At 72.9% G+C, this 14,975-nt stretch carries 11 protein-coding genes; 5 read left to right on the top strand and 6 right to left on the bottom strand.

The features are described from left to right. Positions 1-16 precede the first annotated feature (16 nt). On the top strand, positions 17-1,321 hold the full coding sequence (locus ABZX02_RS10570; RefSeq protein WP_355296906.1) for a serine hydrolase domain-containing protein: 1,305 nt from the start codon (positions 17-19) through the stop codon (positions 1,319-1,321). On the opposite strand, the gene ABZX02_RS10565 is transcribed toward ABZX02_RS10570, so the two are convergent. Continuing rightward, positions 1,318-2,013: a MerR family transcriptional regulator gene (locus ABZX02_RS10565; protein ID WP_355296904.1), complete on the bottom strand. Its 696-nt coding sequence runs from the start codon at positions 2,011-2,013 to the stop codon at positions 1,318-1,320. The two genes, ABZX02_RS10570 and ABZX02_RS10565, sit on opposite strands and share 4 nt — an antisense overlap. A 12-nt stretch (positions 2,014-2,025) precedes the next feature. Continuing rightward, complete coding sequence (locus ABZX02_RS10560) at positions 2,026-3,090, bottom strand: class I SAM-dependent methyltransferase (RefSeq protein ID WP_355296903.1); 1,065 nt, start codon at positions 3,088-3,090, stop codon at positions 2,026-2,028. A 59-nt stretch (positions 3,091-3,149) separates the two neighbouring features. Between ABZX02_RS10560 and ABZX02_RS10555 the strand changes: the two genes are divergently transcribed. The 3 genes from ABZX02_RS10555 to ABZX02_RS10545 all read left to right on the top strand — a co-directional run bounded on the left by ABZX02_RS10555 (position 3,150) and on the right by ABZX02_RS10545 (position 7,977). Next, positions 3,150-4,034, top strand: a complete 885-nt coding sequence (locus tag ABZX02_RS10555) for a DUF5829 family protein (protein ID WP_355296901.1) — start codon at positions 3,150-3,152, stop codon at positions 4,032-4,034. 37 nt (positions 4,035-4,071) lie between these two features. Then, positions 4,072-6,558 carry an AAA family ATPase gene (locus ABZX02_RS10550; RefSeq protein ID WP_355296899.1) on the top strand — a complete coding sequence of 829 codons (2,487 nt, stop codon included), beginning with the start codon at positions 4,072-4,074 and terminating at the stop codon, positions 6,556-6,558. A 438-nt stretch (positions 6,559-6,996) separates the two neighbouring features. Continuing rightward, the gene (locus tag ABZX02_RS10545) at positions 6,997-7,977 is read left to right on the top strand and encodes an alpha/beta hydrolase (protein ID WP_355296897.1); all 981 of its coding nucleotides are present in this window, start codon (positions 6,997-6,999) and stop codon (positions 7,975-7,977) included. A gap of 13 nt (positions 7,978-7,990) precedes the next feature. Here ABZX02_RS10545 and ABZX02_RS10540 read toward each other — a convergent pair whose 3' ends face one another. Next, positions 7,991-9,064: a sugar ABC transporter substrate-binding protein gene (locus ABZX02_RS10540; protein ID WP_355296895.1), complete on the bottom strand. Its 1,074-nt coding sequence runs from the start codon at positions 9,062-9,064 to the stop codon at positions 7,991-7,993. Between the two features lie 109 nt (positions 9,065-9,173). Here ABZX02_RS10540 and ABZX02_RS10535 point away from each other — a divergent pair, with 109 nt between their 5' ends. Then, positions 9,174-11,129 carry an EAL domain-containing protein gene (locus tag ABZX02_RS10535; protein ID WP_355296894.1) on the top strand — a complete coding sequence of 652 codons (1,956 nt, stop codon included), beginning with the start codon at positions 9,174-9,176 and terminating at the stop codon, positions 11,127-11,129. Here the strand turns inward: ABZX02_RS10535 and ABZX02_RS10530 are convergent. From ABZX02_RS10530 to ABZX02_RS10520, 3 genes are all read right to left on the bottom strand, one after another. Beyond that, complete coding sequence (locus tag ABZX02_RS10530; RefSeq protein WP_355296892.1) at positions 11,116-12,447, bottom strand: M28 family peptidase; 1,332 nt, start codon at positions 12,445-12,447, stop codon at positions 11,116-11,118. The genes ABZX02_RS10535 and ABZX02_RS10530 overlap by 14 nt on opposite strands. Before the next feature lie 55 nt (positions 12,448-12,502). Next, the gene (locus ABZX02_RS10525; RefSeq protein ID WP_355296890.1) at positions 12,503-13,522 is read right to left on the bottom strand and encodes a YbaB/EbfC family nucleoid-associated protein; all 1,020 of its coding nucleotides are present in this window, start codon (positions 13,520-13,522) and stop codon (positions 12,503-12,505) included. A 130-nt stretch (positions 13,523-13,652) separates the two neighbouring features. Next, complete coding sequence (locus ABZX02_RS10520; protein WP_355296888.1) at positions 13,653-14,948, bottom strand: PepSY domain-containing protein; 1,296 nt, start codon at positions 14,946-14,948, stop codon at positions 13,653-13,655. Positions 14,949-14,975 lie beyond the last annotated feature (27 nt).

Genomic DNA, 14,975 nt, shown 5'->3' with positions numbered 1-14,975 from the left:
GTTCGAGGGTGGGCGCATGGACAACGACTTCCTCGCGCAGACCGCCACCCGCTTCACCATCCCCGGCGCCGCCGCGGGCGTACTCCACGACGGCCGCGAGCACTTCTTCACGCACGGCGTCACGAGCGTCGAGAACCCGTTGCCGGTCGACGAGAACACGCTCTTCCTGCTCGGCTCGGTCACCAAGACCTACACCGCCACCGCGGTCATGCGGCTGGTTGCGCAGGGCCGGGTCTCGCTGGACGCCCCGGTGCACCGGTACGTACCGGAACTGCGGCTGGCCGACGGCCGCACGGTTACCGTCCGCCAGCTGCTCAACCACACCTCCGGCCTCGACTGGGGCACGTTGACCGACACCGGCGAGGGCGACGACGCACTGCGCCGCCACGTCGAGGGGCTGGCCTCGCTGACGCTGGTCGGTGCCGCCGGGGAACGGCCGTCCTACAGCCAGTCCGGGTTCAACCTCGCCGGCAGGATCATCGAGAACGTCACCGGGCAGACCTACGAGCAGGCCGTGACGGCGCTGGTGCTGGAACCGCTCGGGCTGCGGAACACGCACTTCGACCGGGACGCGGTGATGACCCGCCGGTTCGCCGCCGGGCACGAGAAGGGTGAGATCGCCCGGCCGTGGCGGCACTGGCGGGCAGGCAACCCCGGCGGTGGGATCGCGGCCTCGGTCGCGGACCTGCTGGCGTGGGCACGGTTCCACCTCGGCGACGGCGATGGTGTCGACCTCGCCGAGATGCGCCGGGCCACGGCGGTGCTGCGCGGCAGCAACCTCGGCGAGGCGATCGGCGTCGGGTGGTTCCTGCGGACCGTCGACGGCGTGCCGGTGATCGGGCACGGCGGGTCGTCCAACGGGCAGTTCGCGGAACTGGTGGTCGTGCCGTCGCTCGGGTTCGCCGTCGCGTCGGTCGCGAACCAGGGCCCGGACGGGATCCCGTTCAACCAGGCGGTCGTCCGGCACGCGCTGGAACACTTCGCCGGACTGGTCGACCGCGACCCGGAACCGTTGCCGTACCGGGCTTCCGCCGCCGCCGAGGTGGCGGGCCGCTACGACAACGACGCGATGGTCATGACGATCGACGACACCGGGTCGGGGCTGGTGCTGGAGGTGCTGATCCGGCCGGAGATCCGCGCGTCCGCCGAGGTGGAGCTGCCGGCCGACCACGCGCCGTTCCCGCTGGGGCTGCTGCCGGACGACGAGTACGTGCTCACCTCCGGGGCGTTTCGCGGGCAGCGCGGGTTCTTCACCCGCGACCCCTCCGGCGCGATCGTCGGGGTGGACCTCGCCGGGCGGATGTTCGGGCGGCGCTCCTAGACGCGCGCCAGCCGCTCCCAGGCGGGGGAGGTGGCCCCGGCCGCCGCCATGGCCAGCCGGGTGATCTCCGGATCGGCGAGGGGCAGGGCGGGCCTGCGGGATAGCCACGCCCCCGCCCGCCGCGCCAGGTCCGGCAGCCGCGGGTCGTCGGCGGCGAACTCGAAGGCCTCGTCGTGGTCCAGGTAGATCCGCCGGAACTCGGGATCGGCCAGCGACTCGACCTTGTCCGCGAGCCACACCTCCGCCTCCCGCGGCGCCACGGCCTGCATCAGCACCCAGACCTCGCGTTCGATCCGGACACCCCGTTCGCTGACTCCCATCTCCCGCAACGACTCCAGCATCGCGGCGGCCCGCGGGGAGACCAGCAGGGCGGTGCCCGCCCGCAGCCGCAGCACGCGGTCGCGGGCCTGCCGGATTTCCTCCTCACGGCGGCGCAGGGCCTCGTCGATCTCCGCGACGGCCGCGGCGAACTCCTCCTCGTCCGCCCCGAGCAGATCGCGCACGCGGGCCAGGGGGACGCCGGCGGCGGCCAGCGTGCGGATCTTGACCAGGTCGATCGCGTCCTGCGCGGTGTAGCGCCGGTAGCCGGAGTGGTCGCGCTCGGGTTCGGGCAGCAGGCCCACCTTGTGGTAGTGCCGCACCGCCTTCACCGTCACGCCCGCGTACCGGGCGAGCTGCCCAATCGTGATCACCCCGGCATGATCTCAGCCCAGGGCGCGCAGGAACGCGGGCCCGCCCTCCTCGGCGTTCAGCCCCTTCTCCACGAACGCGATGTTGTGGTGGAACGAGATCCCGCTGATGTTGCGCTCCAGGTGCGAACCCCGGCCCCGCGGATCGCCCACCTCGGCGCGGTTCAGGCCGTCCACAAAGGACTTGAGCAGCCCCATCGAGGTGTCCGGGGTCGACCCGGGGTGGCCGCCCCAGCTGGGCCAGTACGAGGTCTGCAGGTCCTCCACCACGTAGAGGCCACCCGCGCGCACGTGCGGGAACAGCGCGTGGAACGACGTGCGCACGTGGTCGTTGCGGTGGCTGCCGTCGTCGATCACCACGTCGAACGGCCCCAGTTCGCGGCCGAGGCGGTCGAGGAAGTCCGCGTCGGACTGGTCGCCGCGGACGGTCGTGACGCGCGGCCCGGTGACGTTCTTGCGGACGATGTCGAGACCGACGACCAGGCCGCGCGGGAAGTACCGCTGCCACATCCGCAGCGAGCCGCCGCCGCTGTCCGGGTCGTCCCAGCCGCCGATGCCGATCTCCAGCACCCGCACCGGTTCGGTGCGCAGGCGGGCGAAGTGGCGTTCGTAGTGCTGCGTGTACCAGTGCAGGTCACCCCACTTGTCCGAACCGAACTCGACGGCGAGCTCACCCAGGTCCCGCCGCACGGGCTTCAGCGCGGACAGCAGGTCCTGGACGGATTGCGCGAGTCCTTTGCGGTCGTGGAACCAACCGCTGATGCCGCGTTCGTCCAGATCGGGGTCCGGGGTCGTGACGGCGAGGCTCGGCCACGGCCGCGCGTCGGTGCCGTAGAGGCCGCGCACGGCGTCCGCGAGGTCGAGTGCGACCACCACGTCGGCGTCGGTGCTCAGGTGGGCGGTCGTGCGGCCGTCGAAGGTCAGGTCCAGGCGCACGTCGTGCTCGCCGATCTCCCGCACGACCTCCGCGGCGACGGCGTCCGGCCCGAGCCGGCGGATCGTGTCGTCCAGCAGGTCGCGCCCGGCGGTGGCGGCCTGCAACAGCGGTGCGAGAACCGCCCACCCGGTGGTGTCGAACACTGGGTCCCCTTCGTCCGGCTTGAGTCTGACTCGAGCGTGCCCGTCCTACGATCGAATCTATGGGGATCCGACGGGTGGCGTGCATGATCTTGGCCGTACTTCTGGTCGTGGCGGGCTCGGGCCCGGCGCAGGCCTCGGAGCGGCAGTTGCTGTTCTACAACCACGCTTGGGGCACGTTCGACCGCGCGACCGCCGACGCCGTCGAGCACTCGCCTTACCTCAAGGAGTTCGCGGACGTCGAGGTGCGCACGACGACCGGCGCCGACGGCCGCGTGTGGACGGGGCGCTACCTGCGCGGCCGTGAGACGTACCTCGAGGTCTTCGGCCCAGGGGACGTGCCGGGCCAGGACGGGGAGATCGGCGCCGCCGGCCTCGGCCTGTCCACCGAGCGCGACGGGGACGTCGACCGGCTGCGCGACCGGCTGCGGGCCGCGGGCTCGACGCCGATCGACTTCCTGCAGACCCGCGACTTCGGCGACGGCAAGCCCGTGCCGTGGTTCGACTCGGTGTTCGTGATCCAGGAGTACGAGCGGTTCGGCGCGTGGGCCATGGAGTACCGCGACGAGTACATGAGCGACCCGCGCAGCAAGGTGGGGCCCGCCCGGTTCCCCGGTGACGTGTCGCGGCTGCGGTACCTGCCGGACGCCTACGAGCACAAGATGATGCGCGACATCACGTACGTCGGGTTCGCCGTGACCGCCTCGGACCTCGCCGACACCGTGCCGTTGCTGCGGGCGGGCGGCTTCACGCTGCGCACCGGCCCCGGCGCGGTCGTGGCGACGCGGGGTGGCACCACGATGCGGTTCGACGAGGTGCCGCTCGGGCAGACCGGGCTGAAGCGCGTGGAGTTCGAGCTGAACCGCGGGGTGGCGCGGCACGTCGAGCGGCTGGGCACGTCGACGCTGGTGGTGGGTCCGGGCAAGCGCGCGGTCTGGACTTTCTGACACAGTTGGTCCGGACGGATCAACGAACGGGGTGCCGGTGTCGCTCGTCGGGCGGGAGCGGGAACTGCAACGGCTGGCCGCGCTGGTGACGAGCGGCGGGTCGCTGCTGGTCGTCGGAGAGCCCGGGGTGGGCAAGTCGGCGCTGCTCTCGTGCCTCGACGGGCACCGGGTGGTCGGGGTCGAGGCCGAGCGCGACCTGCCCTACGCCGGGCTGCACCAGGTGCTGCACCCGTTCCTCGACCTGTCCACTGTGCCCGGTGTGCGGCGGGCGGCGCTGGAGGTCGTGTTCGGACTGTCCGAAGGCGCCGTGCCACCCGTGCACCTCGTGGGGCTCGCCGCGCTGGACGTGCTGACCGCCGCGCGGTCCGTCGTGGTGGTGGACGACGCGCACTGGCTGGACCAGGCGAGCCAGGACGTGCTCGGGTTCGTGGCGCGCCGGCTGTCCGCCGGGGTGCTGGTGGTGGCGGCGCGCACGCCGGTGTTCGACGGCGTTCCACTGCTGTCGCTGGAGCCGCTGGCCGACGCGGACGCGGGCGCCGTGCTGGACGCCGTCGCACCCGGTCTGGACGCCGGGCGGCGCGCCGCGGTGCTCGCGCAGGCGGCCGGGAACCCGTTGGCGCTCACCGAACTGCCGTTCGGCGGCGGGTCGCTGGAGGAGGCGTTCGCGGCGCGGGTGGCCGGGCTGCCCGCAGAAGTGCGGTCGGCGTTGCTCGTGCTGGCGCTCGGCGGCGCGGCCGACGCCGATCTCGCGCCGGCCGTGCGGGCACGGCTGGTCGACGACTCCGGCGCGTTCCGGCACCCGGTGATCAGGTTGGCCGTCGTGCGGTCGGCTGGTGCCGCGGAGGTCCGGGAGACCCACCGCCGCCTGGCTTTCGCGACCACCGAACCGGACCGGCGCGCGTGGCACCTGGCGGGCGCCGCCGACGGTCCCGACGAGAACGTGGCGTGCCTGCTGGAGAAGACGGCGGACCGGGCGCTGCGGCGCGGTGGCGCGGCGGCCGCGGTGAGCGCGCTGGAACGAGCAGCCGCGGTGGGCGACGGCACCGATCGGGCCCGGAGGTTGTTGCGGGCGGCCGAACTCGCGGCGGAGGCGGGCCGCCGTGCCGACGTCGAACGCATCCTGCTGGACGTGCGCGGCCTGGACCTCACGCCCCGCGAACGCGCGCTCGTGACGTGGCTGCCCACGGCGTTCGACGACGGCGTGGGAGTGGCGGGACCGGGTGAGCTGGTCGGGCTGGCGGAGTCCGTGGTGGCGGACGGCGACGTGGAGCTGGGTCTGCGGATCTTCTGGAGCGTCGCGATGCGGTGCTTCTGGGTGGAGCCGGGAGCCGAGGTCCGCGAACGGATCGCCGCCGTCGCCCGCACCCTGCCGATCGACCCGCGCGACCCCCGGATGCTCGCGATGATGGCCTACGTCTGCCCGGTGCAGCAGGGCGACGCGGTGGTGGCCGGCCTGCGCGCCGCCGACCACGCCGACGACCCCGCCACGCTCCGCCTGCTCGGCAGCGCCGCGCTCCAGGTGGGCGCGTTCGCCGACTCCGTCCGGTTCTCCCTTGCCGCGCAACGGGGTTTCCGCGCCCAGGGCCAGTTCGCCCTGCTGGCCAGAGCGCTGGCCGTCGAGGCCTGGAGCCGCACCCGCCTGGGCGACATCGCGTCCGCCGACCCCGTCGCGGCAGAAGCGGCGCGCCTGGCCGAGGAGACCGCCCAGCCGTACATGCACGGCCTGGCCGTCGCCGTCCAGGCCGAGATCGCCGCCCTGCGAGGCGACAGCTCCGAGTCGTTGGCCGCCGAAGCCGAACGCACAGGCCTGGCCGCAGGCGCGCGCCCGGTGCTCGCGACCGTCCAGCTGGCCAGAACCCTGGCCGCCCTGGGCGAGGGCCGCTACGCCGACGCGTTCGCCGCGATCCGCCGAGTCCACGACCCGGCCGACCCCGCGTACCAGCTGGCGCTGCGCCGCTACGTGCTGCCCGAACTGGCCGAGGCCGCGACCCGCAGCGGCCACGCCGACGAGGCCCGCAAGATCGTGGAGGAGCTCTCCGGCACCACCCGCTCGCCCGCCCTCGCGGCCGGCCTGCGCCACGCCCGGGCCCTCCTGGCGTCCGACGACGAGGCCGAGTCCCTGTTCGAGGCCGCACTGGACGCCGACACCTCACCCTGGGACCGCGCGCGGGTGCAGCTGGCGTTCGGCGGGTGGCTGCGCCGGCAGCGCCGCGCGACGCAGGCCCGCCCGCACCTGAAGGCGGCGGCGGAGGCGTTCGAGGCGTTCGGGACCCGCGACTGGGCGGACCGGGCCCGCGAGGAGCTGCGGGCGTCGGGGGAGTCGCGGGGTGGCGGCGGCGAGCTGACCGAGCACGAGCTGACGATCGCGCGGATGGCGGCGGACGGGTTGACGAACAAGGAGATCGGGGAGCGGCTGCACCTGTCGCACCGGACGGTGAGCACGCACCTGCACCGGATCTTCCCGAAGCTCGGGGTGGCGGCGCGGGCGGAGTTGGGGGCTGCGTTGGAGGAGTACGGCGGCTGAGGGGGCTACCGGGTGGATGGGCGGTGGTGCGGCAGGCCTGCGGAGGGCGGGGACGGGCCGGCGGGCCTGGGGGTGGCTGGGCTGGCGGTGCGTGCGGCGGGCCTGTGGAGGGCGGCGGGTGAGGGACGGGGCGGCGGCCCTGGCGGTGGCTGGGCTGGCGGGTGGCAGACCCTCGGAGGCCGGCGGCCGCGGGTAACGACGGGCCGGCGGGCGGCGGCCGCAGCAGGCCCGCTGTGAGTGGGCAGGCCTGCGAGGCTGTGGTGGGCGGGCGGTGCACCGGCGCGACTTGGGCTGGCTGCGGCGGGTGAGTCAGCCGCAGCGGGCTGGCTGGTAAGCCAAGCGGGCCGCGCCGCGACACCCGCTGCGAGCCGATGACGTACCCCTCCACCGTCACCTGACGCTCGCGGCCCCCGCCCCACCCCTCCTACCGTCACCCCCATGATCAGCAGGCGACAGTTCTCCCAGGCACTGGCCGTGGCCGGCCTCGCGGCTCCCGTCCTCACCGCGACCGCCCACGCCTCCCAGCCGTCCTGGGGCCCGATCAAGCAGGTCCGGGCCGGCCTGCTCGACATCGGCTACGCGGAGCTCGGCCCGGCGGACGGTCCGGTCACCATCCTGCTGCACGGCTGGCCCTACGACATCCACAGCTACGTCGACGTGGCACCGCGGCTGGCCGCGCAGGGGCGCCGCGTCCTGATCCCGTACCTGCGGGGCTACGGCACGACGCGCTTCCTGCACTCCCGCACCACGCGCAACGGCCAGCAGTCCGCGCTGGCGGCGGACGTGATCGCGTTCATGGACGCGTTGAAGATCCGCAAGGCGGCCGTCGCCGGGTTCGACTGGGGCGCGCGGACGGCGTGCATCACGGCGGCGCTGTGGCCGGAGCGGGTCACGGCGCTCGTGTCGGTCAGCGGGTACCTGGTGGTGAACCTCCAGCAGAACCAGGAACCGCTGTCGCCGCAGGCCGAACTGGGCTGGTGGTACCAGTACTACTTCGCCACCGACCGCGGGGTGAAGGGGTACGAGCAGAACTCCTACGAGTTCAACAAGCTCATCTGGAAGCTCGCGTCGCCGCAGTGGAACTTCGACGAGGCCACCTACGCCCAGAGCGCGACCGCCTGGAAGAACCCCGACCACGTCGCCATCGTCATCCACAACTACCGGTGGCGCCTGCAGCTCGCGCCCGGCGAGCACCGCTACGACGGGTTCGAGCGCAGGCTGCAGGCCAAGCCGGTGATCAGCGTGCCGACCATCACGATCGGCAGCGACTTCGACGGGCCCAACAAGGACGGCGCGGCCTACCGCAAGCAGTTCGGCGGGCGGTACGAGCACCGGGTCCTCGACGGCATCGGGCACAACGTGCCGCAGGAGGCACCGGAGGCGTTCGCGAAGGCCGTCCTCGACGTCACGGCGGGGTGAGGATTCCCCCGGCTCAGCGCGCCTGGTCGAGTGGCCGCAGGTGCTCGTCCGCGAGCAGGGCGTCGATCCGCGGGCGCGCCGCGGCGAAGCGGTCCGCCTCGCTGGACTGCCGCCGCAGCACCTCGTCGACGTTGGCCGCCTGCACGAGCAGGCCCGGCACGACCAGCCAGCCCTCCGGCAGCGCGCGGCCGTCCCGCGCGTGCGACGCGAGCAGCCACCCGGCCACCGCGCCCTTGAGGAAGTGCTCGGCCGACACCGACGCGAACAGGTGACCGTCCTTCACGCCCTGCAGGGCCTTCGGGTCGACGCTGAACGCCCCGGCGAGCCACGTCGCGTTCTTCGCGGCGTGCACGGCGGCGAGGTTGATCGCGTCGACGTCGCCCGCGCCCAGCAGCGCCACCGCGTCGGGGTTCGCGTCGGCGAGCCGCTGCCACGTCGCGAGGTTCGCGGGCAGGTCGCGCCCGGTGTCGAGCGGGCCGATGACCTGCAGCTTCGGCAACCGTTCCGCGAGCCGTTCGCGCAGGCCCAGCGCACGCAGGTCGAGTGCGGGCATGGCGGGGGAGTTGCTGCCGATGACCACCTTGCCCGCGCTGTCGGGCGGCAGCCGTTCCGCTGTCGCGTCGGCGAGCATGCGGCCGAGCTCGTAGTTGTCGTTCTCGATCAGCAGCCGCACGCCGCTGCCGGGCGCGACCTGGCCGCCCGCGACCGCGATCACCGGCACGCCGTCGTCCGCGACCCGCGCCATCGGCTCGGCCACCAGCTCCGGGGCCACCGCGGACAACCCGATGCCGCCCCTGGCGCGTTCGGCGAGGTCGCGCAGCAGCTCGGCCTGCCGGATGCCGTCGTGGGTGTCCGGCCCGGTCGTCTCGGTCCTGACCCCGCCGACGACCGCCGCGCCGGCCCGGAACCCCTCGGCCATCTCCCGCGAGAAGTCGCGGCTGGTGTTCTGCGAGACGAAGCCGATCGTCGGCGGGTCGTCGGACGTCTGGTCCCCGCCGCATCCGCCGAGCCCGGCCGTCAGGAGCAAAACGGCTGGTAGTGCCAGTCGGGCGAAGCGAAGCATGGAGGAGCCCTGTCCGTCGGTCATCGGAAGGCGAGGAGGCTATCGCACAGCGTCACGAGGTGTCGGCTTGCGTGATGTCCTTTGGCTGCGTACCAATAGCAGCTTCGCAGCGAAGCGACGTGAGGCGCCTTTGATGCTTTCCAGTTGGGTCGAGGCCCGCACCACCGTCCAGACGACCGTGGTCAGTCTGACGGTCGGTCTCGCCGCGCTGGCCGGTCTCGCGCTGTGGACCAGCCTCAGCATGCAGCAGGCCGCCGCGCACCTGCACGAGCTGAACGAGGTCAGCGACCGGTGGGGTCTCGTCGTGCAGAACGTCGACGTCGCCGACCACGCCCTCACCGACTACGTCCGCTCGGGCACGCCGGTGATGAGCCAGCCGCTCGCCACCGCGGCCGGCGCCGCGAACGACAGCCTGCTGTGGCTGCGGGAGAACGGCGCGCCCGCGGACGTCCGCGCCGCCACCATCGTCACCGACCTCTACCGCGACTTCAGCGTGCTGCTGCGGCAGACCGTCGGGGCACCGGACACCGCCACGGCGATGCAGAAAGCGGACCAGGCGGAGCTCACGCTCGCGTCGCTGCGCAAGCAGCTCTCCACGGTCGTGCAGCTCAAACGCCTGGAGACCAGCGACTACCTGCGGTCCGCCGAGCTGCGCAACGGCAACCTCCGCTTCGCCGCGCTGGTCGCGTTCCTCGTCGACCTCGGCCTCGTCGGGCTGTGCGGCGTGGTGCTGCTCGGCCACCGCCACCACATCCTGCGCCAGGCGGCCAAGAGCGAGCACGAGGCGATGCACGACGCGCTGACCGGGCTCGCCAACCGCACGCTGCTCACCCAGCGCACCACGCAGGCCATCCGCCGCAGCGACCAGACCGGCGACCCGCTCGGCCTGTTCCTGATCGACCTCAACCGCTTCAAACCCGTCAACGACACCCTCGGCCACGCGTTCGGCGACCGGCTCCTGCAACTGGTCGCCACCCGCCTCACCGGTGCCGTCCGCGAGGTCGACACGGTGGCACGGCTCGGCGGCGACGAGTTCGCGGTGCTGCTGCCGTCGGTCAGCACGGCCGCGAACGCCCTGCTCGTCGCCGAACGCGTGCACCGCGCGCTCGACGAGGCCGCCACCCTCGACGGGCTGTCGGTCGACGTCGGCTGCAGCATCGGCGTGGCGCTGTACCCGACGGACTCCGCCGACGCGCACGAGCTGCTCAAGCACGCGGACATCGCGATGTACGCGGCCAAGCGAGCCCGCGCCGGCACGACCGTCTACGAACCCGGCCTGGAGCAGCACGGCGAGGCCCAGCTCACCGTGATCAGCGACCTGCGCCGCGCCCTCGACCAGGCCGAGCTCGTCCTGCACTACCAGCCGAAGGCCGACGTGCGCACCGGCGAGGTCTGCGGCGCCGAGGTCCTGTGCCGCTGGCAGCACCCGCGCCTCGGCCTGCTCGGGCCCGACCGGTTCATCCCCGCGGCCGAGGAGACCGGCTTGATCGAACCGCTCACCCGCTACGTCCTCGACCACGCGCTGGCCCAGTGCCGCAGCTGGCACCTCGACGGCCGGGACGTGCCGATCTCGGTCAACGTCGGCGCGCAGTGCCTGCAGGACAGGACGTTCCCGGACCAGGTCGTGGACTCGTTGCGGCGCCACGGGCTCCCGCCGGACCTGCTGACCCTGGAGATCACCGAGAGCGCGATCATCGCCGACCCCCACCGCGCCACCGACGTGCTGACGCGGCTGCGGGAGCTCGGCGTGCGGCTGTCGATCGACGACTTCGGCACCGGCTACTCGTCCATCGCCTACCTGCGCACGATGCCGGTGCACGAGATGAAGATCGACCGCTCGTTCATCACGAACATGCGCTCGGACCCCAGCAGCAGCGCGATCACCCGCTCGTTGCTGGGACTCGCGCACAACCTCGAGCTGGAGGTCGTGGCCGAGGGCGTCGAGGACGACCGGACGTGGGCCGCCCTCGCCGCACTGGGCTGCGACATCGTGCAGGGCTACGGGCTGAGCAAGCCGTTACCCGCGGCCGAGTTCGCCGCGTGGCTGGAGAACCGGGTGCTCGCCGAGCTGATCACTACCGCTGACTAGCGAGCCGGTAGGCGGCCGCGCCGATCAGCTCCAGCGACACCTGCAACCGCTCCAGGCTGATGTTGTCGCGGATCGTGTCCTCCGGCGTGTGGTAGATCGGCTCCAGCTGGGCCGGCCCGCCCTCGCCGCGCCAGCTGAAGTTGGCCGACGCCATGCCCTTCTCGTGGAACGGCACGTGGTCGCTCGACCCGCGCGCCACCGGCCCGTGCACCCTCGGGTCGTAACCGAGCCGCTGCGCCGCGGCCCGTACGGCGGCCGTCGTGGCGTTGTCCGCGCCGTCCACCGACAGCAGCCAGTACGCCGTAGCCGGGTCGTGGCTCGTGGCGACCATGTCGTTCTGGAACACGCCCTTGATCCGCGCGATCTCCTCGGGCGGCAGCTGCGAGACGTAGTGCCGCGAGCCCAGCAGGCCCTGCTCCTCCGAGCCCCACAACGCGAACCGCAGCGCCTTGTTCGTCGGCAGGTGCCGCAGCACGCGCGCGAGTTCGAGGCAGAGGACAGTGCCGCTGCCGTCGTCGTTGGCACCGGGGGAGCCCGGGACGCTGTCGTAGTGCGCGGTGACCATGACGACCCCGTTGTCGCGCCACGGGAACGTCGCCGGCCGGTCCGCGATCACGTTGTAGGACGTCAGGTTCGGGTGGTGGGTCGTGGTGATCGTGAGCTCGCCGGAACCCTGCGCGCGCAGCTTCTCCGTGTGCACCTGGGCGAGGCCGATCACCGGCACGGCGACCTCGCGGTCGAGCGTGGGGGAGAAGGCGCTCGACCGGTTGGCCGTCGCGGAGATCCGGCCGAGGACCACGGCGACCGCGCCGCGTTCGATGGCCGCGTGCGTGGGCGCGGACCCCGCAGGGGCGTTGACGTAGAACGCGATCTTGCCGGTCAGGTCGGGCAGCTGGCCGTCGACGACCTCGACGAACGGGGCCTTGACCGTGACGCCGAGCGTGCCGAAGCGGGACGCGCCCGCCTGCCATCGGCCGTTGACGTCGGCGAGGTACTTGTCCGGCACGGTGAACGGCTGCGTCGTCACCTGGTACCGCAACGCCTTGAGCTCGCGGACGAGGTAGTCGCGGGCCTTGAGCTCGGACGCGGTGCCGCCGATGCGCGGCCCGATCCGGTCACTCAGGACCTTGAGGTGTTCCAGCGCGTTGCGCGCCCGGACCCGTGCCACGACGGGGAAGTCGCCGAGGTTCAGGTCCGGTGCGTGCGAGGCGCCCGGTCGCTGCCCGGTGGCCGCGAGGGCGCTCGCGGGGTTGGCCACGACAGCGGCCACTCCGGCCGCCGCTGCGAAGAAGTCACGTCTGCGCAAGTCGTCCCCCATCTCCCGAAATGTCTCCGGCCGAACCTAGGCAGGGCGACGGGCGACGGGCAACCGACTAGTGGGTGGCTTTCGCCAGCTGGTCGTCCGCGTGGTCGAGAACCAAGTCCTGCACCTGCCTGCGCGCGTGCGCCCGCGCCTTCTGCACGCACGCCATCAGTTGCGCCGCGAGGACTTCCGGGTCGAGCTCGCGGATCTCGGGGCTCAGCTCGATGCCCGTGGTGAGGCCGTTCGAGTCGACGGTCACGGTGATGCCGCCGCGGCTGGCCTCGCCGCTGATGGCCGCGAGCAGCGTGACGAGGTCGAGGTACCGGCGCTGCTCGCGTTCGGAGGCGGCGTCGCGGCACTCCTCCCACCACGCGATCCGGCGGCGCAGCAAGGCCTGCGCGGCCTGCGGGTCCGCCACCGGCACCGTCCACGACCCGGACGCGGTGTGCACGGCGATGGCGTGCGCGTGCGCGGTGACGCGGAGGATCCGGGCGAACGAGACCCCGGCGTCGACCCTGCTCCCGCCGCGCGTCGTCCAGTCGACGCGGTCGGTGCCGATCACGACCCGCGCGCCGGAGGAGTCCAGCACGAGCGGGAACGCGGTCGAGCCGAGCTCGAGCACGGGCGCGGAGAGCAGCGAGCGGTGGGCCAGCCGGGCGAGCGCGCTGGCCGACCCGGCGCCCAGCACCCCGGCCGCGCACAACGCCTTCACCGCGATCGCCGCGCCGGGGCTGAGCCGCAGCGCGATGCCCGAGCCCGGCAGCACACCGAGCACGAGTTGCGCACCGGTCATCAGCGTGGTGGCGGGCAGCCACGAGTGCGGGTCGCTCAACCCGTTGCGCCGCAACCAGGTCAGCAACGCCCACGCGCACGCCGCCGCGGCGACGGCGGGGATCGCCGACCACCACGGCATGATCTGCTGCCCGGCCGAGGACATCCCGGCGAGCACGACGCAGACGATGCCGATGGCGACGGGCAGGACCCCGGCGGAGAGCAGGAGCAACGTCCTCGTGCGGCGCCACCTCGCGGCGAGCGCCTGCACGACCTGGGGATCGTTGATCAGAGGGATGGCTCGGGGAATGAGAGTCATGCGGGCACCCCTCGTCAGCTCTCCGCCGCCACCTGGTGTGGACGTGCGGGCCGACCAGACTTCCCGGCTCACCTGACCGTTAATATGCCGTAAATGTCCAGATCAGGCAAGCTTTGTCCACTGTGGACGATCAGGAGGTGGTCGTGGTGGACCGCCTCCCGAGCAGCACGTCGACGGCCAGGAACACCAGCAGGCTGATCCCGAGCAGCGGGGCGAACCAGCCCGCGACCAGCGCGCCGATCCCGAGCCCGATCAGTGCGCCGCGAGGAGCCTTGCGCCACTGCCCGCGCGGCGTCGGACGCCCGAAACCACTGGTGGGCCTGCGCTTCCACCACATGCGGTAGCCGAGCAGGACCGAGGCGACCAGCCCGCCGCCGATCAGCAGCAGCACCAGCTGGTTGGGCCAGCCGAACAGCACGCCCATGTGCGCGTCGATGCCCCACCGGGTCAGCTTCGCGCCCAGCGGGAAGTCGGCGAAGTTCAGCGAGCTGACCACCTCGCCGCCGTGGACCGCGACGGAGTCGTTCTGGGTCGGCAGGCCCTTCTCGATCTCGGCGACCTTCCACGCGCCCCCGGACTCGATCGGCAGGTTGATCTCGACGGCCTTCGCGTCGAGCCCGGCGCCCCGCGCGGCACCGAAGACCTCGTCGATCTCACCGTGCCCCCCGGCCGAGGTCGTGCTCGACCCGTGGTCGCCGTGGCTCTCGCCCGCGCCGGGCATCTTCAACGTCGGCGTGGACCAGCCGACCGCCGTGCGGAGCATCGCGACGTTCTCGCCCGCGTACGCCGACCACGTGAGACCGGTGGCGGACAGGAACAGCGCGCCCGCGAGCACCCAGACGCCGATCAGCCCGTGCGTCCTGATGCGCTTGCTGTTGCGCGCCCGGGAGATCCACAGCACCAGGCCGCCCAGCGCGACCACCCACAGCCAGGAGGCGGCGAGCTCGCTGTAGAGCCGTCCCGGTTCGCCGAGCATCAGGTTGCGGTGCAACTGGTCCAGGGTCGTGCGCAGCGGCAGCACGCCGCTCGACCCGTAGACGACGAGATCACCGGTGACGCGGCCGGTGCCGGGGTCGACGAAGACCGCGCGGCGTTCGGACTCGCCCAGTCCCTCCTCCGCGAACAGGACCCGCGTCGTGGCACCGGGTTCGGGTGCCGGCCGGACCGCGACGAGCTCACCTCGCGGCGAGGTGGCGAGCGCGGCGTCGACCTGCTTCGACAGCGGGAGCTGTTGCTCCGTCGCGGGAACGCGCAGCTGGTCGGAGTAGACCCACGACTCCAGCTGCGGGGTCAGGGCGTAGAGCACGCCGGTCAGCGCGGCGATGAGGATGAACGGGCCGACGAGCACGCCGGCGTAGAAGTGCAGGCGCAGGAAGAGTCCCCGCCACGCGAACGATGTGCGTGACGGAGCGGCTGTGGTGGTCATGGCGCTCCAAAAAGGCGTGAACAGGGG

Source organism: Lentzea sp. NPDC003310 (assembly GCF_040610935.1).
In the GTDB taxonomy this organism is placed as follows: domain Bacteria; phylum Actinomycetota; class Actinomycetes; order Mycobacteriales; family Pseudonocardiaceae; genus Lentzea.
Note: the sequence above shows the minus strand (reverse complement) of the source record. Positions and strands in the feature narration are given on the sequence as shown.